The organism is Actinosynnema sp. ALI-1.44 (assembly GCF_001984155.1).
Taxonomy (GTDB): domain Bacteria; phylum Actinomycetota; class Actinomycetes; order Mycobacteriales; family Pseudonocardiaceae; genus Kibdelosporangium.
Genome location: NZ_MTQO01000043.1, coordinates 163941 through 189329, shown reverse-complemented (window position 1 = coordinate 189329; position 25389 = coordinate 163941). Strand labels below are relative to the sequence as shown.

19 protein-coding genes are annotated in these 25389 nt (G+C 69.3%); 8 read left to right on the top strand and 11 right to left on the bottom strand.

Going from position 1 to position 25389, the window contains the following annotated elements; translation table 11 throughout:
• Nucleotides 1-45: 45 nt before the first annotated feature.
• The 3 genes from ALI144C_RS18045 to ALI144C_RS18035 form a co-directional block, all read right to left on the bottom strand.
• Nucleotides 46-1494, bottom strand: a complete 1449-nt coding sequence (locus tag ALI144C_RS18045; protein ID WP_168211279.1) for an ATP-binding protein — start codon at nt 1492-1494, stop codon at nt 46-48.
• 11 nt (nt 1495-1505) lie between these two features.
• On the bottom strand, nt 1506-2720 hold the full coding sequence (locus ALI144C_RS18040) for an IS701 family transposase (RefSeq protein ID WP_076988269.1): 1215 nt from the start codon (nt 2718-2720) through the stop codon (nt 1506-1508).
• A 193-nt stretch (nt 2721-2913) separates the two neighbouring features.
• On the bottom strand, nt 2914-3924 hold the full coding sequence (locus ALI144C_RS18035; protein WP_076988268.1) for a hypothetical protein: 1011 nt from the start codon (nt 3922-3924) through the stop codon (nt 2914-2916).
• A gap of 338 nt (nt 3925-4262) precedes the next feature.
• Here ALI144C_RS18035 and ALI144C_RS18030 point away from each other — a divergent pair, with 338 nt between their 5' ends.
• Together ALI144C_RS18030 and ALI144C_RS18025 are read left to right on the top strand one after the other, a co-directional pair.
• Nucleotides 4263-5117, top strand: coding sequence for a helix-turn-helix transcriptional regulator (locus ALI144C_RS18030; protein ID WP_076988267.1), 855 nt, complete (start codon nt 4263-4265; stop codon nt 5115-5117).
• A 182-nt stretch (nt 5118-5299) separates the two neighbouring features.
• A complete protein-coding gene (locus ALI144C_RS18025; RefSeq protein ID WP_083753136.1) occupies nt 5300-8290 on the top strand; it encodes an acyltransferase domain-containing protein in 2991 nt (996 codons plus the stop codon).
• Here the strand turns inward: ALI144C_RS18025 and ALI144C_RS18020 are convergent.
• From ALI144C_RS18020 to ALI144C_RS17985, 7 genes are read right to left on the bottom strand one after another with little or no spacing between them, the layout of a single operon-like run.
• On the bottom strand, nt 8278-9471 hold the full coding sequence (locus ALI144C_RS18020) for an FAD-dependent monooxygenase (protein ID WP_076988265.1): 1194 nt from the start codon (nt 9469-9471) through the stop codon (nt 8278-8280). The two genes, ALI144C_RS18025 and ALI144C_RS18020, sit on opposite strands and share 13 nt — an antisense overlap.
• Nucleotides 9468-10631, bottom strand: a complete 1164-nt coding sequence (locus tag ALI144C_RS18015) for a PP2C family protein-serine/threonine phosphatase (protein WP_076988264.1) — start codon at nt 10629-10631, stop codon at nt 9468-9470. Before ALI144C_RS18015 ends, ALI144C_RS18020 begins: the two co-directional genes overlap by 4 nt.
• Nucleotides 10603-11058 carry an ATP-binding protein gene (locus ALI144C_RS18010; RefSeq protein WP_083753135.1) on the bottom strand — a complete coding sequence of 152 codons (456 nt, stop codon included), beginning with the start codon at nt 11056-11058 and terminating at the stop codon, nt 10603-10605. Before ALI144C_RS18010 ends, ALI144C_RS18015 begins: the two co-directional genes overlap by 29 nt.
• Nucleotides 11055-11378, bottom strand: coding sequence for an STAS domain-containing protein (locus ALI144C_RS18005; protein WP_076988263.1), 324 nt, complete (start codon nt 11376-11378; stop codon nt 11055-11057). Before ALI144C_RS18005 ends, ALI144C_RS18010 begins: the two co-directional genes overlap by 4 nt.
• Nucleotides 11375-13807, bottom strand: a complete 2433-nt coding sequence (locus ALI144C_RS18000; protein WP_237774199.1) for a DJ-1/PfpI family protein — start codon at nt 13805-13807, stop codon at nt 11375-11377. Before ALI144C_RS18000 ends, ALI144C_RS18005 begins: the two co-directional genes overlap by 4 nt.
• The gene (locus ALI144C_RS17990) at nt 13804-15402 is read right to left on the bottom strand and encodes a thiamine pyrophosphate-binding protein (protein WP_237774198.1); all 1599 of its coding nucleotides are present in this window, start codon (nt 15400-15402) and stop codon (nt 13804-13806) included. Before ALI144C_RS17990 ends, ALI144C_RS18000 begins: the two co-directional genes overlap by 4 nt.
• A 9-nt stretch (nt 15403-15411) precedes the next feature.
• Nucleotides 15412-16236 (bottom strand): type 1 glutamine amidotransferase domain-containing protein, encoded by an 825-nt coding sequence (locus ALI144C_RS17985; protein ID WP_076988261.1) that lies wholly within the window; start codon nt 16234-16236, stop codon nt 15412-15414.
• A 287-nt stretch (nt 16237-16523) separates the two neighbouring features.
• Here ALI144C_RS17985 and ALI144C_RS17980 point away from each other — a divergent pair, with 287 nt between their 5' ends.
• Together ALI144C_RS17980 and ALI144C_RS17975 are read left to right on the top strand one after the other, a co-directional pair.
• Complete coding sequence (locus ALI144C_RS17980) at nt 16524-18182, top strand: FAD-dependent oxidoreductase (RefSeq protein WP_076988260.1); 1659 nt, start codon at nt 16524-16526, stop codon at nt 18180-18182.
• 177 nt (nt 18183-18359) lie between these two features.
• Entirely contained in the window at nt 18360-18731 is a 372-nt protein-coding gene (locus tag ALI144C_RS17975; protein WP_076988259.1) for a hypothetical protein, read from the top strand.
• Here the strand turns inward: ALI144C_RS17975 and ALI144C_RS17970 are convergent, their stop codons facing one another.
• Nucleotides 18732-18917, bottom strand: coding sequence for a hypothetical protein (locus ALI144C_RS17970; protein ID WP_076988258.1), 186 nt, complete (start codon nt 18915-18917; stop codon nt 18732-18734).
• Nucleotides 18918-18995: 78 nt separating this feature from the next.
• Between ALI144C_RS17970 and ALI144C_RS17965 the strand changes: the two genes are divergently transcribed.
• The 4 genes from ALI144C_RS17965 (at nt 18996) to ALI144C_RS17950 (ending at nt 25389) form a co-directional block, all read left to right on the top strand.
• Nucleotides 18996-19355 (top strand): hypothetical protein, encoded by a 360-nt coding sequence (locus tag ALI144C_RS17965; RefSeq protein ID WP_143230704.1) that lies wholly within the window; start codon nt 18996-18998, stop codon nt 19353-19355.
• A gap of 4 nt (nt 19356-19359) precedes the next feature.
• A complete protein-coding gene (locus ALI144C_RS17960) occupies nt 19360-19788 on the top strand; it encodes a hypothetical protein (protein ID WP_143230703.1) in 429 nt (142 codons plus the stop codon).
• A gap of 237 nt (nt 19789-20025) precedes the next feature.
• Entirely contained in the window at nt 20026-24537 is a 4512-nt protein-coding gene (locus tag ALI144C_RS17955; RefSeq protein WP_076988255.1) for a WD40 repeat domain-containing serine/threonine protein kinase, read from the top strand.
• A gap of 45 nt (nt 24538-24582) precedes the next feature.
• Nucleotides 24583-25389: a hypothetical protein gene (locus ALI144C_RS17950; protein WP_076988254.1), complete on the top strand. Its 807-nt coding sequence runs from the start codon at nt 24583-24585 to the stop codon at nt 25387-25389.

The window sequence follows — 25389 nt, the reverse complement described above, 5'->3', positions numbered from 1 at the left end:
CCTCGGGTGTCGAAGTCACTGCGACCAGGTTGGCTCAACGCTCTCTCAAGCCGTACTCATGTACCTGGCCAGCGGCAACAGCACGGTGAACCGGGTGTCGCCGGGCCGTGAGCTGACGTCGATGGACCCGTTGTGGTGCTGGGTGATGATGTTGCGGCTCAGGTACAGGCCGAGCCCCGTCCCCCTGCCGATGTCCTTGGTCGTGAAGAACGGCTGGAACAGCGACGGCAGCACGTCCTGCGCGATGCCCGGCCCGCTGTCGCGGATCTCCACCACCGCGTTGCCCCCTTCGACCCGGGTGCTCACCCGCAGCTCGCCCTCACCGCCCATGGCGTGGATCGCGTTGTCGATCAGGTTGCTCCACACCTGGTTGAGTTCGCCGGGACGCACCGCCACCAGCGGCAAGTCCCCGTAGTCGCGCCGGATCCTGATCCCGTTCAGGTTCGGCGCCAGCATGGCCAGGGTCGCCTCGAGCCCTTCGACGAGGTCGATGTCCTGGACGGGCGCGCGGTCCAGGTTGGTGTACGACCTCGCCGTCGCGACCAGGGCCTCGATCCGTTGTCCCGCTTCGGACACGTCCGCCACGAGCGAGCGGGTGTGCAGGGAGAAGCACAGGCACGCGACAGCGACGGGCAGCACCTCGGCACGGACACCCGCGGCGAACTCGCCGAGCAGCGCGGGGTGGACGCCGTGGTCGGCGAGGATCGTCGCGAACTCGCCCGCCCGGTCCACGTTTCGCGGCTCGAACCAGTCGATCAGGTCGTCGGCCACCTCGGCGGCGTCGAGAGCGTCCCGCGGGCGGATGACACCTTCGCCCGCGGTGACTCGTGCCGTGAAGTCGTCGAGCAGCGCGCGTTCGCCCGGGGTCGCGTGGGCTCCCCACTCGTTCGCCCACGCGGCGAGGTCGGGCACGGTCAGTTCGAGTTCACCGGCGGAACGGACAACGGCGGCGGTCGGGTTGTTGAGCTCGTGCGCCAGCCCCGCGGTGAGCTTCCCGACCCCCTCCAGCGTCGCGCGTCGTCCTGCCTGGGTCTCCTGCGAGTGGATCCGCCACGCGAGCACCGGGACCATCACCCGGCACACCTGCGGGCAGCGGACCAGCATCCGCAGGAACGTCTCCTTGTCGTACGAGATCAGCTCCGTGTCGCCGACGGCGGTGGCTTTCGCCACGTAGTCACCGCCCGCCAGCATCGGCAGCTCGCCCGTGAACTGGTGCGCCGCACGGGGTTTCGCGCCAGGACCCCGCACCGCGTGCGGGTCCGCCGCGATGGTGGCCGAGTGCCTGCTGAGCACGTGCTCCCAGCCGTCGAGCACCTGCGTGATGAGCAGTTCTCCGGCGAGCAGGACGTAGAAGTGCGTCGCTACCTGGCCGTCGTCGAACAGCACCTCGCCGTCGCGCAGCCGCAGCGGCGTGCCCGCGCGTGCCAGCCACGCGAGCTGGTCGTCGTCCAGTTCGGCGAACAGTTCGACGTCCCTGAGCCGGTCGACGGACACGTCCGTCCCCTTCACGCGTGCGGCCGGAGGCGCATTCCGTCGATCTGCTGCAGGTGCTCCTGCCGTCGCAGCGTCCAGTAGGCGTGCGCGGCGGACACCAGGCTCACGTGGTGGTGCCAGCCCGCGTACGAACGGCCCTCGAAGTGCCGCAGGCCGAACTCGTCCTGCAGCCGCACCATGTCGGTGCCCGCCTGCGGGCTCAGCTTGACCAGGCTGATCAGCTCGGGCAGCCGGGTGGCGTTGAGGTTGGTGATCCACACCGCGTTGAGCCTGCGGCCACCGCCCGACCACTCGGCCAGCACCCGGCGGGCACCGCCGTGCGGACGGCCCGGCATCAGGTGCAGCGGCCCGGACACCGATCCGGTGGACACGGGCGAGATCGCGTACTGCGAGCTGACCAGCCTGCCGTCGGTGCGGTCACGCCAGTTGAGTGTGATCCGGCCCTGCTTGGCCGACCGGATCGCCAGCTCGCCCGCGCTGAACACCCGGCCGTGCGGCACGCGGGTCATCGCGGGCAGGACCGGCGTGTTCTCCGGAACCCTGATCACGTAGGGAAGTCCGCGCTCCTCGAGGCCGCGCAGCAACGGCTGGGTCAGGCGCTGGTCGCGGGCGTGCACCATGATCGGCGGCGCGGTGAAGCCCCAGTCCATGACCATCTCGTCGATCGCGTCGAGCATGTACTGCCAACGGGGGCGGTGGCGTTCGTCCTCGGGCAGCCGGACGCGGCCGCGCCGCAGCGGGTCGTTGTCCCAGCTCTCCGGCAGCAGCAGCCGCCAGTTCGCCGCGCAGGAGGCGTCCTCGCCCACCATGAACAGCGCCACCCCCAGCTGGCAGTTCAGCGTCCGCTGCGCGGATGTCGCGTACTGCTTGGTGACACCGACCGAGCTGCCGCCGTTCTTGGGGAAGACGGCTTCCTCGATGATCCACGCCCTCGGCCGCAGCGCCGCGGCGACGTGGTGGGCCAGCACGCGCCGGACCGGCTCCCACCGCCACGGGCTCTGGTTGACGAACTGCTGCAGGCACTGGTCGGCGCGCCAGCCGACCACGTGGTCGGAGATGCGCCTGATCGACTTGCGGCCGGGCACGGTCAGCAGCCCGCGCATGTACACCTCACCCCACCGGCGCTGGTCCGAACGGGTCAGCGAGCTGAACAGCTCCTGGCAGAAGCCGGACAACTCGTCCGCCTTGTCCAGTCCGGGAAATTCGGTATCCGCAAACGTGGTCATCACGCCCCCAGCCGATCGATGTCAACACCATTTTGGTCATATTCACTAGTACTCATGACTCATTCCGTTGAACACATGGAGCTAACGAAGAAACCGCCCATATCATCCGGAAAATGAGCGCACGAAACCGTCACGCGTCACTGAAGCCCCGACACGATCGACGTGTGAAGAAATGAAAAGAAGCCCAGAAAAACTATCGAAGACCAGACTGTTCGACTTCATCCTCCTCCGGTGCGCCGTGCCACATCAATCGCGTTCCGATCATGACCGCGTACGGGGCGTAACGGACCCGCGTGTCCTGGAAAGCAGCCCAGGCCTGGTACGGATCCCGCTCGGCCGGGAGGCCCGCGGTCGTCGCCAGCTCCACCGTGTCGCCGAATGAGCATTCCTCGCGGCCGTGCAGGCTCACGGTCAGCTCGGGCACGACGACCCCGATTCGTTCTGCAAGTTGTTGCAGACACGCGGTGCCGGAATCGAGCAGGGCCCGGGTGTGCGGCGGCGCCCATTTCGGGGCGACCGCGTCGACCAGCGCCGCCGCGTCCATCACGATCATCGCCGCGTGCGGCCACCACAGATCACCGGACGGCCGGTGGTACACCAGTCCCGGGTAACAGATGTGGCTGCCGTGGACGTCGGCCAGCCAGTCCGCCCATTCGGCGAAGTGGCTGTCGAGGTTGTCGCGCGACCCCGACCGCAGGTATTCCGCGAGCACCCGGTCCCCGTCCGGGATCCGCGACGCCTGCGCGGCCAACCGGTTCACGAACCGCTCACGCCTGCTGTACGCGTCGACGAACCGGACCACGTGCGCGAGGAACACGGCGATCACGACAGTGACCGAGACCGCCGCGAACACCGCGAGCACACCGGCCGTCCCGGCCAGCTTGAACTCGAAGAACCGGATCATCGCGTCCGCGTCGAACGCCACGCCCGCGGCCAGCGCCAGCAACGCGAAGCCCAGCCCCAGCCCCAGCAACCAGCCGATCATCATCAGCAACAGGCTGACCGGGGCGCAGAAGTCCATCACCGACTCACACGCCCGGCGCGGCAACCGCCGGGCGATGGCCATCCCCACCGCCGCGGCCATCCGCGCCGTCCAACGGGCCATCCGCGACGACGTCTGTCGTGGGATCAGCACGGTCCGCAGCACGCTCGCCCACACCACCACCAGGACGAGTACGCCGCCCAACGCGGCAAGCACGCTCATATCGCCGCGCCTATCGACACTGCACCCATCGACATGTCCTCCCCGACCGCTGAACCGCATCACCGCGATGCTGACCATGAGCATGGGCCTCCCGCGCGACGGGCGGATAGAGCGCGGTTGTGGTGGTACCCCGAGTACCAGGCTGAGCGGTTCGCCCCGATAGCCCGATTCGTCCGTTCGGGTGTCATCTGCCGCTGAAAACACGGTTATCCCGATCACCGTCCCGCACGATCGACTACGCCCCTACGATGAGTCGGGTGTCCCGAGAGCTGCCGACCAGCGACCCGCACGACGTGCCGTCGCCTGGTCGGGCGCGTTGAAGCGAACGGGACGGCCCGGTGACGACGGACAGCAACAGACGCGAACTCGCGGGCTTCCTGCGCACCAGGCGTGAACGGATCACACCGAAGGAAGTCGGGCTGCCCGCGGGGCCCCGGCGCCGCACCACGGGACTGCGCCGCGAGGAAGTCGCCGTGCTCGCCGGGCTGAGCCCCACCTGGTACACGTACCTCGAGCAGGGCCGCGACATCCACCCGTCGCCCGAGGTGCTCGACAGCCTCGCGCGGGTGCTGAGCCTGAGCGAGGACGAACGCAGGTACATGCACCGGCTGGCCCACGGCCGGACCACGCCGCCGGAACCGCTGAAGGGCGAGATATCCGCCGAGGACCTCGTCCAGCGACTGGTGAAATCGTCGCAGGACACCCCGTACCCGGTGTACGGCGCCAACCTCTACTGCGATGTCATCGCGTGGAACCGCGCCGCGGCCGAGTGGTACACCGATTTCGGCGTCCTGCCGGTCGCCGAGCGCAACATGATGCGCTGGTTGTTCAGCCCGGAAGGCAAGAAGCGCATCGAGGACTGGGAGAACGACGTCGCCGACGTGGTGGCCAGGTGGCGGTCGCTGATCGCGCCGTGGGGCGGCGAGAACCGGCTGAAGGCCCTCGTGGACGACCTCAAGCGGGACCCGGACTTCCAGCGCCTGTGGGACGGGCACGACGTGCGGGAACTGCGCACCAAGGTCCGCAGGTTCCGGCACCCCCGGCTGGGCATCCAGCCGATGCGGGTGATCGTGGTGCAGGCCGCCGAATTCGCCCCCTGCCTGGTCGCCTTCCACGTTCCGGCGCAGCCAGCCGACGATTCGACACTGGGCGACCTCGGGCACGGTGACCCGGCAGGTGACGGATTCCGTTAGTTCTTTGTTGACCGAACTAGCGTTCTACGCAATGGTTTGTGACACGGTTCAGTGACACCAGTACGGTGGCATTCTCCGTAACATGGATTCTCAGCATAGCAGTGTCTTCGAAACGAGGGGAAAGCACACTCCCGCGGGTACGCCGAACGCCACGGGGGCGCCTAGTTTGGGGAAGGGTTGCCATGTCACATATGTCGGTGCACGACGGCAGGCGAGAGCCGGTCGCGATTATCGGGGCAGGCTGCCGATTACCAGGCGCTCCCACAGTCGAAGCTTTCTGGGAGATCCTCGGCGCGGGCGGGGACACCGTCGCGGTGATGTCACCCGAGCGCCGTGCCCTGGATTCGCGGAAAGCCGTCACCGACCGCGCGCACCGGCAGCCCGATGACCGGGAAGGCGGATTCGTCGACGGAATCGACGCCTTCGACGCGCACTTCTTCGAAATGTCGCCGTACGAGGCGGTCCGCCTCGACCCGCAGCAGCGACTGCTCCTCGAGACCGTCTGGGAGGCCGTCGAGGACGCCGGGCTCACACCGGAGCAGCTCGCGGGCAGCATGACCGGCGCGTACACCTGCTGTTTCGTCTCGCACTACTGGGAACTGCTCACCACCACGGGCATGACCGACATGCACGCCCTGCTGGGCGCCTCCCGCTACTCGGTGGCCGCGGGCCGGATCGCGCACCTGCTCGACCTGCGCGGGCCCGCTCTGGGGACGGAAGCCACCTGCGCGTCTTCGCTCGCCGCGGTGCACCTGGCCACGCAGGCCATCCAGAACGGCGAGATCGAGATGGCCATCGTCGGCGGGGTCAACCTGCTGCTGTGCCGTGAACTGGACATAGGTGCCGCGGAGGCCGGGCTGCTCTCCCCCACCGGGCGTTGCCGGTTCGGTGACGAGTCGGCCGACGGGTTCGTCCGCGCCGAGGGGGCGGTCACGGTCGTGCTGAAGCCGTTGTCCCGAGCTGTCGCGGACGGCGACCGGATCTACGCCACGATCCTCGGCAGTTCGCTGACCAACAACGGCAGGCAGGGTCAGTCGCTGACCGACACGGGGACCGGCGGCCAGGAGGACATGCTGCGGGCCGCGTACCGCGCCGCCGGTGCCGACTCCGCCGACCTGGACTACGTCGAGGCGCACGGACCCGGCACGACCGAAGGCGACACCGCCGAACTCGGTGCGCTGAGCAGGTTCCTGCGCGCCAGCTTCCAGAAAGCCGGGCGGCCGCTCGACCAACGGTGCGTGGTGGGGTCGGTCAAGTCGAACATCGGGCACACCGAGGTCGCGGCCGGGCTGGCCGGACTGCTCAAGACCACGCTGGCGTTGCACAACCGGGTCATCCCCAGCACGTTGCACGTGCGGACGCCGCACAGCGTGCTGCGTGAAGACGACTGTCCTGTCGAGCTGGCGCTCGACAGGCGGCCGTGGCCCGAGCGCGGACGTCCCGCGTTGGCCGGTGTCACCGCTCTCGGCACGTACGGGATGAACGCGCACGTCGTCCTGTCCGAGGCGCCGCCGCCGCACCGCACCAACCCCTCTCCGGGGCACCACGACGAGCAGCCGCTGATTCTGCCCCTCATATTGCCGCTGTCCGCCCGTGACCCGAACGCGTTGCGGCAACTGGCGTCCGCGTACGCGGACACAGTGGACAAAGCCGAAAGCCCGGCGGACGTCTGCTTCAGCGCGGGAACCCGCCGCGCCGCGCACAACGTTCGGCTGGCGGTGTCCGGCGCCAACCCGACGGCGCTGGCCGAGCAGCTGCGGGACTTCGGCTCCGGTGGCCGGGCGACGTTCCCCGTCGGCAAGGACACCCGGCTGACCGGCGCGCCGCGAGTCGTGTTCGTCTTCCCCGGCCAGGGTTCGCAGTGGACGGGCATGGGCCGGGAGCTCATGGCGGCCAGCCCGGTGTTCGCCGAGCGGATGGCCGAGTGCGACCTGGCCGTCTACGAGGAGCTCGGCTGGTCGGTGATCGACCGGCTGCGCGACGACGAGCCGATGACCACTTTGGACGTCATTCAGCCGTCGCTGTGGGCGATGCAGGTCTGTGTCGCGGCGGTGTGGCGGTCGTGGGGGATCGAGCCGGACCTGGTGATCGGGCACAGCATGGGCGAGTACGGCGCCGCGACCACGGCCGGTGCGCTGTCCGTGCGCGACGCTGCCGCCGTGGCCTGCCGCCGCAGCGTGCTGATGGCCGGCTTCCCCGGCGAGGGCGCGATGTGGTCGGTGCAGCTGACCGAGGCGCAGGCGCAGGCGGCGATCGGCGACCACACCGACGTGGTCAGCGTCGGCGCGGTGAACAGCGACCATTCGACGATGCTGTCGGGTGACGCCGAGACACTGCTGCGGATCGTCGAACCGCTCAAGGCACGCGGGGTGTTCTGCCGTCAGGTCAGGGCCAGGTTCGCCTCGCACTCCCCGCACGTCGAGCCCTTGCTGCCGGAGGTGGTGGCGGCGCTGGGGAGCATCCGGCCGACGGCGGGTCAGGTCGCGATGCACTCGACCGCGCTGGACCGCCGTGTCGACGGCGCTGAGCTGGGCGCGGCGTACTGGGGCACGAACCTGCGCAGCCCGGTCCGCTTCGCCGACGCTGTCCGCGGCGCACTGGAAGAACACGCCAACACGATCTTCATCGAGGTCAGCGCGCACCCGGTGCTGACAACGTCCATCGAGGACATGGTCGAGGCGGTCGGCGCCGACGCCGTCGCCTTGCCGTCGTTGCACCGGGACTCGGCGGAGGTGTCGTCGCTGCACGCCACGCTCAGCGTCGCGTACACACGCGGGTGTGACCCGGACTGGCGGCGGGTCAACCAGAACGGCCGATACGTGCCGCTGCCGTCGTACCCGTGGCAGCGCAGCCGGTACTGGGCCGACCCGACGCAGCAGGAACAGGTGGCGGCGGTCGCCGTGTCGCCCGTTCGGGACGGGGCTCGGACGGTCGATTCGCTCACCATGGACATGCGGTTGCAGGTGGCCGCGGTGCTGTCGATGTCACCCGACCTGATCGACCCGACCGCGCCGTTGTCGTTCTCCGGGATGGACTCCTTGTTGGCCGCGAAGCTGCGGTCGCGGATGAAGCAGGAACTCGACCTGCACATCCCGATGCGTGACTTCCTGTCCAGCCGTTCACTGAGCGACCTCGCCACCCAGGCCCACCGCGCCGCCGGTCAGGGCTCGTAGGGCGCGATGGTGAACGTTCCCGCGTACATCCATTCGCGGAACACCTCAGGGGTCATCCGGGCCCAGGTCGGCGGACGCTCGACCTGGGCCCGGCCCAGCCTGCGGCCGAGCGCGACCAGATCGTTGCCGACCGGGCGTCGGGCCTGGTCGTACGCGGCGAGCGCCTGCTGCCATGTCTCGCTTCGGCGGCAGGCGTGCTCCAACGCCAACGCGTCCTGGAGCGCCTTGGTCGCCCCGGCCCCGGTGTGCGGCCGGGTGATCGTGGCCGCGTCGCCGATCACCAGCACGTTGCCCGCCACGTACGACGATATGGTCGAGTCGTACACCGGTTGCACGGACACCGCAGGCCTCGGTGTCCGCCGGACGACTTCGGCCCAGTACGGCGGGAAGTCGTCCATGCCGCGGACCAGCTCGTCGAACAGGTCGTCGCCGACACCGCCCGGTGGCAGCGACGTGGGCGCGTCGAACCGGTCGCCCCACGGGACTTTCCCGTACACGCCCCAGTTGACTCTGCGGCGGCCGGGCGCCGGATCGGGGATCAGGTAGCACACGCCATGGCCACGCGGCAGTCCGATCCAGACCAGTCCGCGCTCCAGTTCCGGTGGTGTGCCGCCGTCCAGCAACGATTCGGGGTAGGTTCCGCGCCACAACACGTAGTCCGCAAACGTGGGTGTCGTGGACGGGTCGACTCTGGCTCTGGTCATGGCCCGGTATCCGTCTGCTCCGACGACGATGTCGTACCGCTCGCGGCCCGCGTCGCTCACCACCGTGACCCCGTCAGTGTCGTCGACGATGTCAGCAACCGCGGACGAGTCACGGTAAACCCGGTCTGGGACCCGTTCACGCAGCGTGCGCCACAGCACGCCCCAGTTGTTCAGCGCCGCTTGGAAGGAATGGTGGCAGATCTCGCGCTGGCCGCTGGGCTCGGTCGGGTCCCGGACGTAGCAAATCCGTTCGACGCAGCTGTGCACCGGCATGTCCGCGTCGACGTACCCGGCCGCGACGAGCTCTTCCCGCAGTGGTACCGGGATGGCGACACCGAAGCCTCTGTCCCGCAGTTCGCTGGCACTGCGCTCGTACACCGTGACGTCGCACCCGGCACGAGCCAGTGCGATCGCCGCCGCGCACCCGGCGATGCTGCCCCCGACGATCCCGACCCGGCTGCCTTCGACGATCGTCACCGCTCGACACTCCCCTGACCCGTCACCTGGCGGCGCAACGCCAGCATGGTGATGTCGTCGGACTGCTCGGCGGACCCGACGTGCCTGCGCAGTCGTTCGTCGACCCGGTCGAGCAGCGCGTCCGCGGACACCGCGGGCCGGGTGACCACGTCGAGCATCCGGTCGGTGCCGAACTGGCCGCCACCCGCGTCACGGGCCTCGACCACGCCGTCGGTGTAGACGAAAAGCCGGTCACCCGGCAGCAATCGCGTCTGCCGGACCTCGAAGCGGCTGTCGGCCATCATCCCGACGGCCGGACCGGTCGGCTCCAGCGGGCAGCGGCCACCCGACGCCCTGATGATCACCGGCGGGTTGTGGCCGCCGTTGATGTAGCACAACATCCCGGTCCCCGGGTCGAGCACACCGAAGAACAACGTGGCGAAATAGCCCTGCTGAAGGTGGTTCCTGGTCAGGTAGCGGTTGGTTCCGGTGACCGCCCGGTGCAACGGGTCGCCGGTGTCGGTGTGCTGCGCGGTGTGCCGCAACAAGGTCCGGATCAACGCCATGAACAACGCCGCGCCGATCCCCTTGTCGCACACGTCGGCCACGACGACACCGAGGCGTTCGCCGTCCAGCAGTTCGAACCCGTCGTAGAAGTCACCGGCGACCTGTTTGGCCGGGCGGAACCGGGCAGCCAGTTCCCAGCCCGCCGGGCTGGGCAGTGCGTCCGGCAGGAAGCCCGTCTGGATGTCCCGCGCGATGCTCAGGTCACGTTCGTACTCCCGCAGGCTGGCCATGGCCGCCATCTCCTCGACCGCCCTGGTGAGCCTGCCGCGCTCACGGCACGACGACAGCCGCGTGCGCAGGAGGTCGGGCAGGAACGGCGGGAGCACGTAGTCGAACCCGCCGCGCACGCACGACTGGAGTTCGTCCAGGTCGTCCCCGGGGAACACGACGACGGTCGGCGATCCGGCGGGTCCGGCGAGGCGCTGGCTGAGCAACGCCACCCGGTGCAGCCCGAACGACGCCGAGACCAGCACCAGGTCGGGCGGCGGCCCGGTCCGGCCAGCCGGTGTGTCGATGTCCGCGTGGCTCACGGCGAAACCGTCGTGGCGCAGCGCCCTGTCCAGCTCCTCGGTGCACGTGGCCGGGTCAGCGACCAGCAGCGCGGTGGCGGTCATCGGTTCCTCCGTCTGGGGCGTCTGCCGGTCGCCGCACCAGCAAGGTGTTGCGGTTGCGGCCGTCGAAGTAGTCGTAGGCGAAGTGGTCGATACCGGTGAAGGCGATGAACAACCCGTATCCACCTTCGTGCATGGTCTCCGGGACACCTCCCGGGCAGTGGCCGCGGGGATCGAACGGCGGCGCGTTGTCCTGGATGTGCAGCCACGCCCAGTCGTCGTCGACGCCGCCTTCGATGTCCACCACTCCGCGCCGCCCGTGGTAGCCGTGCTCGGCGATGTTCGTGGTGATCTCGTCCGCCGCCAGCCGCAGCCGGTACGCCTGGCGCCGCGACAGCCGTCCCATCCCCGCGATGGTGTCGACCAGGTCGGCGACGACCGCGCCCATCCCGTGGTCGCCGAAGAGCCGGAACCGGTCGGTGTTCCTCACGGCCGCGCTCCCGCTTCGAGCATGGTCAGGCTGCGGTCGAAGCCCGTGAGCCTGATCGTCTCGGCCACTTCGGGCCTGGTGCCGACCAACTCGATGGCGACACCGCTGCCCGCCCGCTGGTGGGCGTACACCAGGCACCGCAACCCGGCCGAGGACATGTAGGACAAGTCGGCCATCTGCAGCACGAGTCTGCGCGCGGCGGGCAGGACCGCCTGGGTGATCATCTCGTGGAACCGGGGCGCCGAGCGGGAATCCAGCTCGCCGGACAGCCGGAACGTCACAACACCCTGCGCGGACTGCACTGTGGCCTGGAAGCTCATCGTGTTCCTCTCCTCGCCGGAACCAGTTCGACGCGGACGGTCAGGTCCTCGTCGGAGTCCGGTAGTTTCACGGTCATCGACTCGGGGTCGAACGCGGCGTGCGGGCGCCCGTCGACCTCCACTGTGTCCAGTCGCACCCGGCCCGCGGGCAACGCGTCGGGCGCGACACGCAGCACGCGGTCGCGGAAACCGTCCGCCCGTGGCCGGTACCAGAGGCTGAGCGGCTCGCCACGGATCAGCAGGCGGCCGTAGACCGTCGCGAGGTAGCACAGTTCGGCCGAGTGGTACATGCTCATCGAGTGGCTGCCCTTGAGGCGCTCGTTGCCCAGCAGGTACGGCGTTCCGGCGGCGAGGACGTTGAAGTACACGCCGCCTTCGTCGTGGTCGAGGAAGAACGCGTTGTAGAACGCGGCTGATTCGCGTGCCTGCCGCAGGAACTCCTCGTCGTCGGTGTTCGCGGCCAGGATCAGGTACGCGAGGATCGCTTGTTCCTGCTGCCACCACGCTTTGCGGTCGTGCCACACGAACCGGTGCGACTCCTGGCCCTGCGCCAGCGTCCGTTCGACGACGTCGTACCAGCCGAGCCTGCGGCGGTCCGCGCCGACGGCGGGCATCGCCCGGCCGATCCGTTCGGCCAGGTCCCGATAGGACTTCTTGGGGTGGACGGCGTTCACCCGCATCAGGTTCCACGCGACCTTCAGGTTGTGGCCGACCACGGCCCTGTCCTGCTGCCAGCCCCAGGTGTGGTCGGGCGCCCAGTCGGCTTGGAAACGCTCCCGCAGCCAGACGTTCGCCGGGTCGGGGAAGTGCGCGGCGACCAGGTCGAAGCACTCGGCCAGCATGTCGGCGTGCCGCTGTTCGCCGGTGGCCAGCAACAGGTTGATCAGGTACGCCGGGGCGTGCTCGCCGATGGAGTGCCAGTTCTTGCGCGCCCGGTTCGGGCCGAGCGACTCGTGGTGCGGGCTGAGCAGGATCGGGTCGATGTGCGAGAAGAACCCGCCGTGCTCCCGGTCGCGGAAGAACTTGCCGAACAGCCGGAGGGTGGCGTCGATGTCGTCGCCGATCCGGGGGTCGCCGGTCACCCGGTAGGTCTGGGTCGGCCCGACCAGCCCGAAGATCTGCTCGTAGATGGGGATCGCGTCGTAGTCGTCGCCGAACTCGGACGTGAACAGCTTGCGCTCCTGGCAACCGCGGACGTCGATCCCGTGGTACCAGTACACGACGTCGTTGTCCCGGTCGACGAACCGCATGTGGGCACGCAGGTACTCGGTGCCGCGCTCGGCCACGTCCAGGTGGTCCTCGTTGCCGGTCAACAGGTACGACGACGCCATGCCGTAGACCAGGCGTGAGATCGTGTCGGTCTCCTGGACGTGGTGGTCGCTCTTGTCCCCGCCGAGCCGCAGCATCGTCCGGTAGTCGGCGTAGTCGACCGGCGTGCTGTCGCCGAACTGGGCACGCCGGTAGAACCGGGCGAGCTCGCCGATCTGGCGAACCCACCAGTCCGGCTCCTCCGGCGCGTACTCCCCCGCCGCGCGCCCGGCGAACACCAGCCGCTTGGCCTCGAACGAGCCGTCCGGGTAGTGGATCCCGTAGGCGAACACCAGGCGGCCCGGCACGAGCAGCTCGGCGAGGTGGGTGGTCGCGTCCAGATGCGGGTCACCGAGGTTGCGCGGGAACTCCGCGGACGTGGTGGACGTCAGAGTCACACGGACCGCGTCGCCGCCGCTGGTGCGCAGGTCGACCAGGCTCCGGTCCCGGTGGTGCGCGGTGACGTAACCCGCGACCAGGTCGGAGAACGTGAAGCCCGGCGACACGCGCTGCACCACTTCCGGCTTGGCGGCGCGGAACGGGCGTTCGTCGGCACGAGCGGCGATCAGGTCGATGATGGTCCTGGCGAAGAGGTGGCAGTGGTCGGCGGTGCGGGAGGTCACCAGGTCGTCGTCCACGACCACGTCCTGGTCGGTGTACTGGGCGCCCATGTTGCGCACGTCGCCGACCATGTTGTTGTGGCACGTCACCCGGCGGCCACGGACCACCTCCGGGATCGGCGAGGCGAGCCACATGCCGTGGCAGCTGATGCCTTTCAGCACCGACTTCATCCCGAACGCCCGGCGCAGCAGCTTGACCGCCGGGGCGGGATCGTCGACGTCCTCGGTGTACCGCAACCGGTCCGCGACCAGTCCGGACGGGACGATCAGCGCGTCGTATCCGGCCAGCCGCTCGTCGTCGACGTCGCCGACGTCCGTGTCCACGGTGAACGGCAGGCGCGATTCCTGGCCGGTGAAGGTCAGCGACCGCTGCTCCCACAGCCGGGTGAGGAAGTCCACCCGGGCGCCTTCCTCGGCGAACCGGCGTTCCAGGTAGGCCATCTCGGTTTCCGCGTACCCGCTTTCCAGCAGGATCGCGATCCGCCGCCCGGTCAGACTCACTTCGGACCTCCCGTGATCAGGTCGACGAGGAACGGCCCGGAGGCGGCCAGCATCCGGCGCACGGCGGGCCGCACCTGTGCCGGTTTCTCCACGCGGGTCGCGTCGACACCCAACGACCGGGCCAGTTCGGTGAACCCGATCTCCGGGTGGGACAGGTCGTACGCCGCGGGATGCCTGCGCGGCGCGGCACCGCGTTCCCGCCAGTACTGTTCGATGTTGTGGTCGAGCAGTTCGTAACGGTGGTTGTCGCAGACGACGAACTTCGCGGGGACGTTGTACCGCGCGGCCGTCCACAGCGCCTGGATCGTGTACATGCTGCCGCCGTCGCCGGTGAACGCGACCACGTCCGCGCCCGGCCGGGCGAGCTGGATGCCGATCGCGCCGGGGATGCCGACACCGAGCGACCCGCCCCTGGTCTGGAAGTAGCTGCCGGGCCGCCGTGGCGGCAGGTGCCGCACCAGCGCCGGTGACGAGGTCAGCGCCTCGTCGAACAGCACCAGCCGATCGCTCGCCTGGTCAGCCAGTTCGGCTGCGAACAGCTCCATCAGGTCGTCCGGATCGGGCCGCGGCGGCTGCCACGTCCAGACCCACGGGGTGTGCTCGCCCAGCCCCTCCGCGATGGCAGTGAGCGTGGGTTTGGGGTCGGCGGCGATCGCGGTGCGCACCGGGAAGTTCTTGGCGAGTTCGTGCGGGTCCGCGTCGATCTGGACAACGGTCGCGCCGGGGGCGAACGGATTGGTCAGGTACGGGAAGACCTCGGGGAAGATGGCCGTCCCGACGATCAGCACCAGATCCGCGTCACCGACGACGTTCGCGCTGACATGGCCGAACATGTGACCGAGTTGCCCGCGGAACAACGGGTGCGTCGCGTCCATGTTCACCTCGGAGCAGTCCACGCCCCACACCGGGGCGTTCATCTGCTCCGCGAGCCTGGTCAGGTCGTTCTGCGCGCCGGACACCGCGATCCCATCGCCCATCAGGATGATCGGCCGCCGGGCGGCGCGCACCGCGGCGACCACTTCGTCCACAGCGGACTGCGGCGGAGCGGTGGCCGTGACCGGGATCGTGCTCGGCACAACGGGTTCGGTGCACATCGCGTCCAGCACGTCCATGGGCAGCGCAACGAACACCGGACCACGCGGTGGTGTCATCGCGACCTTGACCGCGCGGCGCAGGACTCGCAGCAACGACCCGGGGTGGGTGACGCGGGTGGCGTGTTTGGTGACCGGTGCCGCCATCGCCACCAGGTCAGCGGCCATCTGGGCGTCCATGGCGTCGTAGCGCACACCGGCGTCGCCCGCGAGCACCAGCAACGGCGAATGTCCGCGCTTCGCCTGGTACAGCATGCCGATCGCGTTGCCGAGCCCGACCGACGAGTGCAGTTGCACGGCCGCGGGCTTCGCGGTCGCGCGGGCGTGGCCGTCGGCCATCGCCACGGCGGCGCTTTCGTGCAGCGCCAGGACGTACTCGAATCCCCGCAGGTCCTCGAGCACGTCGAGCACGCCCTGTTCGACCGTGCCGGGATTGCCGAACATCCTGGTTATCCCGTCGGCCGCGAACTGTTCGAAGATGGCGGCTTTTCCCGGTCTGCTCACCACCGGCGATCACCACCCGAACCGGCGGAGCCCGGATTCCAGCACCTCGACCAGTTTCCGGCCGGCCAGAAAGGAGTCCGGAGTGGACCGCGCGGTGATGAACGGGTAGTCGACGAGAACCGAGGTGTCCCTGCCGACATTGCCGTGGAAGAATCCGTCCGGGGCGGTCGCGTCCCGCAGGATGTATTCCAGCGGATACGGCGGCGGGCCGATCACGAAATCGGTGCCGAGAAATCCGGTGCCGTCTTTGTAGTCGTACTCCTTGGGGTGCCCGGTGACGTGCTTGGAGCGCAGGATGCTGCGCCGGTCGTCCCAGTCGCGCGCGAACGCCAGGCAGGCGACGCCGTAACACTCCGCGACGATCGGCTTGTCCGCGCGGACGAACGCGAGCACCAGATCGTGCACCCGCCCGTTGTTGGCGAGGTCCACGATCGGCCCGCTGCCGCCGACGATCACCAACGCGTCGTACCCGGCGATGTCCTCGTCCACTTCGGCCAGGTCACGGTGGTACCGCTCCAGCTCCCGCAGGTGGTCGGGGTCGCTGAGGTACGGCCGCTCCGGCAGCCACCGCCCGAGGCTCACGGGCTGGTCGAGCCTGGTCGACTCGTCGAGGCGCCTGGCCGCGACGGCGACCTCGGGCGTGGTCACAGCGCGTCCCAGCGGCGGGTCGACGTAACCGGGGTCGAGACTCGGCGGCAGCGCGTGCGGACGTTTGCCTGTCGGGGTGGCGAACACCGAGTGATATCCCCATTCGTCGCACGCCGCCAGGGGGCCGAGCAGCTCCTCGCCCCAGTACCCGTATTCCGACAGAATGAAGAGTATCTTTTTCGACATCGGCGTCTCCCCGGTTCGAAACGTCACCCTCGTGCACCGTCGAGTGAACCCGCGCCCGGTACGCGGAACAAGAAAACCGACGCTGTTTCGCCCTACTCCGACAAGTCACCAAGGCGACACCCGGCGTGAATGCCATACTCCGTCAAGTAGGCCGGGCCGAACTGCCGGAACACCAGTAGATCACCCGGGCACTACGTCACGTGGCCCGGCGAAACAGCGTGCACGAGAAGCACAATCTCCTGGTGCCGCGTTCCCGCGGACAATCGCGTCAAGGCATCGGAGTCATCATGCCCGAATCCCACCGGCCGACCATGCTGGCGGTAGACGACGACCCGCACGTGCTCCGGGCGATCCGCCGCGACCTGAGCCGGGCCTACCAGGACAAGTACCGTGTGCTGGCGTCCACCTCGGCGGCCGAGGGGCTGCGGATACTGGACAAGCTGCGTGACCGCGGCGAGGAACCGGCACTGCTGCTGGTCGACCAGCGGATGCCGGAGATGACCGGCATCCAGTTCCTCGACCACTCACTCGACCGCTTCCCCCTGGCACGCAGGGTTCTGCTGACCGCGTACGCCGACACGGCAGTGGCGATCGACGCGATCAACCGCGTCCGCCTGCACCACTACCTGGTCAAACCGTGGGAGCCGCCGGAGGAGCGGTTGTACCCGGTGGTCGACGACCTGCTGTCGGACTGGCAGGCCTCGTACCAACCGCCCTACGGCGGCATCCGCATCGCGGGCCACAGGTTCGCCCCGGCGACCCACCGGGTGCGGGACTTCCTGACCCGGCTGCAGCAACCGTTCCGGTTCATGGACGTGAGCCGCGTGGCGATGCCCGAACTGGACGGGGTGGACCCGGCCGACCTGCCGGTGGTGCTGATGCCCGACGGGACCGTGCTGACCCAGCCGAGCTACGAGGAACTGGTGGACGCGCTCGGGCTGACGGTGTCCACGTCCCGGCCGCACTACGACGTGGCGATCGTCGGTGGCGGACCCACGGGGCTGGCGACAGCGGTGTACAGCTCGTCGGAGGGCCTTTCGACGTTGCTGCTCGACGCGTACGTGCCCGGCGGGCAGGCCGGGACGTCGAGCCGGATCGAGAACTACCTCGGGTTCCCCGCGGGCGTCAGCGGTGCCGAGCTGACCCGGCGCGCGGTGGCCCAGGCCCGCAGGTTCGGCACGGACATCTTGTCACCGGTCGCCGCGGTGTCCTTGCGTCGCGCGGGGCGGGCCAGGGTGCTTGCCCTGTCGGACGGCCGCGAGGTGAGCGCCGGGTGCGTGTTGCTGTCGACCGGTCTGTCGTATCGGCGACTGGACGCGCACGGCGCCGAGCAGTTCGAGGGCGCGGGGATCTACTACGGCGCGACGGCGGCGGAAACGACGTCCTGCGTGGACCAGCACGTGTGGATCGTCGGCGGCGCGAACTCGGCGGGCCAAGCCGCGATGCACTTCGCACAGCACGCGTCCCGGGTGACGATGCTGGTACGCGCGGACAGTTTGCAGCGAAGCATGTCGCAGTACCTGATCGACGAGATCGAACGGCACCCGAACATCAGGGTGCGGTTGAACACCCGGCTGGTGGCGGCCGAAGGCGGCGACAGGCTGGCGTGCGTGACGCTGCACAACGTGCTGACCGACCAGTTCACCACCGAGCCGGCCGAGTTCCTCTTCACCTTCATCGGCGCGACTCCGCGTACGCAGTGGCTGGACGGTGCCGTGATGCGTGACAGCAACGGCTTCCTGCTGACCGGGCCCGACACGTACCCCGGCAACGTGCTCCCGGCGGGATGGGACCTGCAACGCCACCCCCTCCCGCTGGAGACGAGCATTCCCGGGGTCTTCGCGGCCGGGGACGCCAGGGCGAACTCGATCAAACGGATCGCGTCGGGGGTGGGTGAGGGGGCGATGGCCGCGGCGCTGATCCACCAGTACCGAGCCGAGAGCTGACTTTCATCGTGTTCAAGTTTCACCTGGGGTCATGAACGGAGAGGAGTTTGGGCGCAGCATTGTTGCGCGGATGGACAGTTTTTCGGATAGTCACCGCCACGGTCACTAGGCTCTGGTTCGCGACACGTCGCTGAAACCAGTCCGATACGCTCCACAGGTTCAACTATGGAGGCTTAGGTGGTCCGCACTGTCAAGAGAGTGGCACTGGCACTGGTGGCCAGTATCGCCATGGTCGGCGTAGTCCCGGCCGGCACAGCGTTCGCGATGAACGAGGTGAACTGCGCGAACAACAATGATTTTCTCTGGGTTTCCGTGCATTGGGCCAGCGGCCCCAACGTCACCTATTGTTTCGCCAACGCCGGCACGGTGAACATGCGCGACAAGTGGGGCAGGCCAGGGTGGCTCGTCAGGTTCTGGACGGGGAACAACACCGTCCAGTGGCACGGCGATGGGCGTTGGCAGCCGAGTTCGGCAGTGGGCAAGTGGACCACGTACGAATTCCCGAACCACCCCGGAGGGGTGCAGATGGATTCGATCAGCATCCTCTGATCACCCCATGAACACCATAGCGACGTTGCGCTCGATCACGTTTGTCTCGACAACGGCATAGCCCGTTCCCCCATCGGCGTGTTGTGTGCTGGATTCACCAGCAGACGACACGCCGAATTTTCGTGCCCGGTCACCGGTGTCGCCCAGTCGGTCGACCGCACACTGGATCCGCGCCAGGGTGGACACCGGAACATTCCTCTTACGCGCGGCGCCCGCCGACAGCCACAGTGTCCCAGTCCGAGTTCACAGGACGGGGAGGAAGCCTTGGAGCATCGAACCGGGCGCCGCGGGACAGTCGTGTTCCTCGCGGTCGCAGTGGGAGTACTGGTAGCCGCGACAGCGTTGTTCGTCGTGCTCTACGTGCAGAAGCAGACGGACATCGGCAAGGTGTCGGACCAGATCGGCACGAGCGAGGTCTCGCTGGCCGACCGGACCACGCGACTGGCGAGAGCCAAGTCCGCGGTGGCGGACCTGGACACCGAGCGGACACAGCTGAACACCACGAACACCAAGCTGCGCTCGTGTTCCGACGCCGCCAGGAACTCCGTCGCCGCCGCGCAACGGTCGGACAAGACGGCGTTCGAGGCCGCGATGGCCAAGGCCTTCATCCACTGCCGGAGGTGACGTCGTGAACACGTTGAGATACGAAATGAACTCCAACCCCTACGGCCCCGCCCCGGCTTTCCAGCCACCGCTCGTGCCGCCACCTGCGCCCGTCCGCAACAGCCGTACGGCGGTGACCACACTGATCGTGCTGGCGTCGTTGTTGCTGGTGTCGACCGGCGTTTTCGTGACACTGTTCCTGATGGCGTCGAACGATCACATCGATACCGTTGCGCGGCTTGACAACCGGCAACAGGAACTCACCGAGATGGACGGCAGGCTGGCGTCGGCGGAGGCCGCGCGCAAGCAGGCCGACGAGCGCAACACCAGGCTGAAGGCGAGCAACGCGACCATGTCCAGCTGCGTGAAGGCGATGCAGCACTACCTGTGGGACGGTCTCGCCGACGAGCAGCGGACCGCCGCCGCCCGTGACTTGCTCACCAAATGCAGGTAGGCGTTCCCCGTCTGTCGCCGTGCAATAGGGTTGCCGCGCAACGACTGGGAGGGCCCCAGGCCCAACGCAGGCCACGTGGCAGCCAACCGCACCTCAGGGGAACGTGGCGCGAACCAGCCACCGGTACGCACCGAACTGAACGGTGCCAGCCCAAGGTGACCAAGCGTCGAAATGTCGGGGAGGCGGAACTGTCATGACAAGCCCCCTCGGAGGGCCCGCACGGAAGAGGGTGCACTAGTGACCGACACGGTCGTGGTGGACACGGCGCCGGAGCTCTTCGGGCCGTACCGGATCGAGGAGCTGCTGGGCCGTGGCGGCATGGGCGAGGTGCACCGCGCCTTCGACACCGTGCACGAGCGGCACGTGGCGCTGAAACGCCTGCCGCTGCTGGCCGGCCGGGAGTTCGAGAACCGGTTCCGGCGCGAGGCCAGGATCGCCGAGCAGTTGCGCGCGCCGCACGTCGTGCCGGTGCACGCGCACGGCGAGATCGACGGGCGGCTGTACCTGGACATGCGGCTGATCGACGGGCCGGACCTCAAGCGTCTGCTGGCTGACGGCCCGTTGGCCGCGGAACGGACCGTCGAGGTCCTCGCCCAGGTGGGCAGCGCGCTCGACGCCGCGCACACGAACTCCGTGCTGCACAGGGATGTCAAGCCCGCCAACATCCTGCTGGACGCCGACGGTACCGCCTACCTCGCCGACTTCGGCATCGCCCGGCTGCACACGCCGGATGTCACCCGGCTGACCGCGACCGGCGAAGCCGTCGGCACGCTCGACTACATGGCGCCGGAACGCCTGACCGAGCGCGAGGCGGGGCCTGCCTCGGACGTGTATTCGTTGGCGTGCGTGCTGTTCCAGTGCCTGACCGGGCGGGTTCCCTTCCCGGCGGCCGACTCGGTCGGCAAGCTCACCGCGCAGCTCAACGACCCGCCACCGGCGGCGTCGCTGTTCGACCGCTGGATCCCGCCCGCGATCGACCTGGTCATCCAGACCGGAATGGACAAGGATCCGCGCCGCCGCTACCCGAGCGCGGGCGAGTTGATGGCCGCGGCGGCGGCGGTCCTCACCGAGGCGCCCGCGAGCGCGCCGCCGGACCTGCCGAGCACCGACGACCACGGCCAGGCCTACTTCGTGCGGCTGCTGGCCGCCGTCGGCGACACGCGGGACAGCACCGCACCAGCGCCCGCTGTCGGCACCGTGGACACGGGTGGCCGGGACACCACCGACGTGATCACCGACCACTGCCCGTACCCGGGTCTGCGGAGCTTCGACACCGGTGACGGCCAGTGGTTCTTCGGCCGGGAACAGTCCACGCGGGACCTGTTCGCCCGGTTGTCCCGGCAGCGGGCCGCCTCCGGGCCGCTGATGGTGGTCGGTGCGTCAGGCGCGGGCAAATCGTCCCTGCTGCGGGCCGGTCTGCTCGCGGCGCACGCGGGCAACGCGGCGCCGCAGCTCGCCATGACTCCCGGTGAACGGCCGATCGGCACGCTGGCCGCGCGCCTGGCGCCGTTCCTGCGTGCCGACCCGAACCGCCTGGCCTGGCAGATCTACGAGCAGCCAGCGTCGTTCGGCGCGATGTGCCGAGCGGCTGTCGCCCACGCGGACGCGCCGATGCTGATCGTGGTCGACCAAGCCGAGGAGTTGTTCACGCAGTGCGCTGATCCCCGTGAGCGGGAGGCGTTCGTGACCGCCCTCGCCCACGCGTGGCCGGCACGGGTCGTCGTCGCGACGCGGGCCGATTTCGTGGAGCACTTCATCTCACTCGAGGCTCTGAAGCCGTCACTGGACGCGCCGTTCGTGCTGGGGCCGATGACCGCAAAGGAACTGGCGCGCGTGGTCACCGGTCCCGCCGAGGCCGCGGGACTGGAGCTGGAGCCCGGCCTCGTCGACCGGCTGATCACCGACGTCGGCGCGGGCGACGATCTCGGCGCGTTGCCACGGCTCGCCCACGCACTGCGGGAAACCTGGCGCAACAGGCAGGGCAACCGGTTGACGCTCGCGGGCTACCAGCAGACCGGCGGCGTCGACCGCGCTGTGGCGTTGACCGCGGACAGCATGTACGCGCGGCTCAACGAATACGACCGGCACGCACTGCGCGCCGCGGTGCTGCGGATGGTCACTCTGCTGGACGGCGGCGGCATCGCCCGGCGCTGGGCGCGCCGCGCGGAGGTGCCCAACCGTGTCGTGGAGAGCCTTGTCGCCGCACGGCTCGTCACGATCGACCGTGACCACGTCCAACTGGCCCACGACGCGCTGCTGACCGCGTGGCCGCGATTACGCGAGTGGGTGGCCGAGGACAGGCAGGGCCTGCTCGTGCGCCAGCAGCTCGGGGTTGCTGTCGCCGGTTGGCAGACCAGCGGCCGGGACCGGTCCGACGTCTACCGCGGCGCACGGCTCGCCGCCGCGACGGAATGGGCGGCAGGGCGAACCGACCTCACGCCTGACGAGCGCATGTTCTTGCGTGCCAGTGACCGGGAACGGCGTCGCCGGACCCGGCGGCTGCAGGGCCTGTCGGCGGGGCTGGCTGTCCTGCTCGTCGCCGCGCTCGTCGCGGGCGCGCTGGCCCTGATCGCGCGCAACGAGGCCGAGCAGGGCCGCCAGGACGCGTTGTCGCGGCAGAAGGCGGCCGAGTCCCGCGCCGAGGCCGAGGTCAATCCCGTCGGCGCCCTGCGCAAGGCGGTCGAGGGCTGGCACGCCAATCCCACCACGGAGGCACGCGGTGCGTTGCTGTCCGCGCCGCTGATCACGTACCCGTCCGCGTTCTCGTCCGGACTGTCCAACGTGTCCACGGTGGACGTCAGCCCGGACGGCGGGCTGATCGCGATCGGCTCGGGCGACGGCAAGTTCGTCCTGTGGGACACCAGGGCCCGCAAGGCCGTGGACACCGGCATCACCGTGCGGGGGTTCGTCTCGGTGGTGCGCTTCTCGCCCGACGGGAAGCTGCTGGCCACTTCGGACATCGACCGAGACGGCGACGTCGGCAGCAGTTCGGTGCGAACCTGGGACGTGGCCTCCGGCAAGCAGGTGGCCCGGCTGACCGGTGACCTGCCCGCGATCGGGCAACTCGCCTGGCGGCCGGACGGGAAGGCGATCGCCGCCCTGTCGCTGCACCAGGACGACACGCGGGGCGTCGCCGAGTGGGATCCCAGGACAGGCAAGCTGCTCAGGCCACTGGCCAAGGGCGTCGTCAACCCGTCCAGCATCTCCTACAGCACGACCGGCGACCGGCTGGCCATCGGCCGCGGTGACGGCAGCGTCGAATTGTGGGACACGGCCACGGCGACTCAGGTCAGCCGTCGCACCGAGCACGCCGACGCCACGACCAAACGCGGCCCCAACGGGCTCATGCCCGTCCAGGTGGCGTTCTCGGGTGAGCTGCTGGCCAGTTCCAGCGTGCTGGACAACACGATCCGGTTGTGGGATCCGCGGACCGGCGCGTCCGTCCGGACGTTCCGCGATGTCCGGATCCACGAAGGCTCGGCAGGCGCCGCGGGACCGAGCGCGTTGATGTTCGCGCCGGACGGTATGACGTTGTACACCAACAGCGACCTGAACTCGATCACGACGTGGGATCCCGCCGACGGCACGTTCCTCCGCAACCTGCCACAAGGCCCGCGTACAGGCACCACGACAGGCCTGAGCGTCGTCGCGATCGCCGTCACCAAGGACGGCCGGACGCGGGTCGCCGCGAACAGCGACGGCACCGTACAGCGCTGGCACACCAACACGAACTGGTACACCGATCCCCGTGCCTCCGTGATGAGCCTGGCGTTCCGCCCGGACGGCAAGGAGGTCACGGCTGGTGACGCCGAGAGCGGGTTGTACACGTGGAACGCTGACTCCGGTACGCGGGTCAGCGGGACAACGGAGCAAAGCGGTGGTGTCCTCGCGATCGCCTACACGCCGGACGGCAGGCGGATCACCGGTGCGGGCAACGCCACCTTCACCGTGACCTCGCCGGAACGCGGCACGAAACCGCGCACGGTTTCCCTGCCGGGCCGGGTGTTCGTCGGCCGGGGCGCCATGACGGTGTCACCGGACGGGCGGTGGCTCGCCGCCACACACCAGCCGCCTGGCGCGGTGCAGGACTACAAGATCACCGTCTGGGACACCGAGACCCTCACCGAGCGCACCACACTGGACATGGGCAAACATTGGCCGCTGGACCTGACTTTCTCGCCCGGCGGTGACCGGCTGCTCGCGTTGACCAGTTCCGCGGGCGCCGGAGTCACCGGCACCGATCCGGACGGCAGCACAGCGGCGAGCATGGTGACGTGGCGTACGCCCGACTTCACCGGCGAAACCCGCAAGCCACTCGGTGACGACACACTCAACACCGTCGCCTACACACCGGACGGCAAATCCCTGATCACCGCCGGTATCAGCGGTCTGATCCAGATCCGTGACCCCGACACCGGTGCGATCCGCAAGGAGTTCGGCCAGCACCCGTCCATGGTGCGGCGGATCGCGATCTCACCCGACGGCCGCACGCTCGCGTCGGTGACCGCCGAGGACTCCACGGTCAGGCTGTGGGACCTCGCGGGTCACGGTCTCGTGGCGGACCTCAACGCCCACCTCGGCCCGCTCAACGACATCGCGTTCTCCCCGGACGGAACGCGGCTGGCCAGCGGCGGCACGGACACCAACGTCGCGGTGTGGCGCCTGGACCCGGCGGAAGCCAACCGCCAGGTGTGCGCGAGCCTCGCCGACGCGGCACCGGACGACCTGGGCGGCACCGGCTGCGGCTGACGTATCCTCGACCCTCGGCAAGACGTTTGGTCTACGAGGGGCGGGATGCTGCAAGCCACGGTGCGTGGGAGCGATCTGCATCCCGTACGCGTCGATTCCGGTGAACGCCTGGTGTTCGGACGCGACCCGCACGGCGGTCCCCAGCGGCCCGGCCGTGTCGCGCTGCGGCTGCCGGGGTGTGCTCCGCACGTCTCCGGTCTGCTCGCGGAGCTCGTGGTCGGCCGGGAAGCCGCGATGCTGCGCTGGCTGGGCGCGGGCGAAGGCCGGCTGTCCAGCCTGCTGGACGCACCGGGCGGGGCGCGCCGGGTGACGCTCGTACGTGGCATGTCCGCGATGCTCGACCTCGGCAAGAACGAACTCGTCGTGCTGGCGGGCAAGCAAGTCGGCCAGGACCTGTACGCCGACTTGCCGCTGACGTTCGCCATCACCGCACGGGGAGCGAGCGCGGACGAGTCGGTCACCCCGGGCCGGGACACCGAGCACAAGCCGCACATCCGCAAGGGACAGCTGGCGAGGTACTCCAAGGAGTGGTACGTCGCGCTGGCGCTGGCCGAGCCGTGGCTGGCCGGGAACGACGACTCGCCGTTCCCGCCGACCAACCGCCTGATCTACGAACGCATCCGCGCGTGGCGTGCGGGCAACGCGTGGAATCTCGACCGCCCGCAGCGCGTCGACGACGCGATCCGCACCATCTCCCGTGTGGTGTTCGGCGAACTGGCCGACCCCTACTCCGAGGCGCGTGACGGCCGCATCCAGAACCCGCGGTTCGCGATCGGCAAACGCATCGCCGAATACCGCCTGGTCACCGCCGACGACCTCGCCGAGGTCCACACCACCCGCCCTGGACCGTGA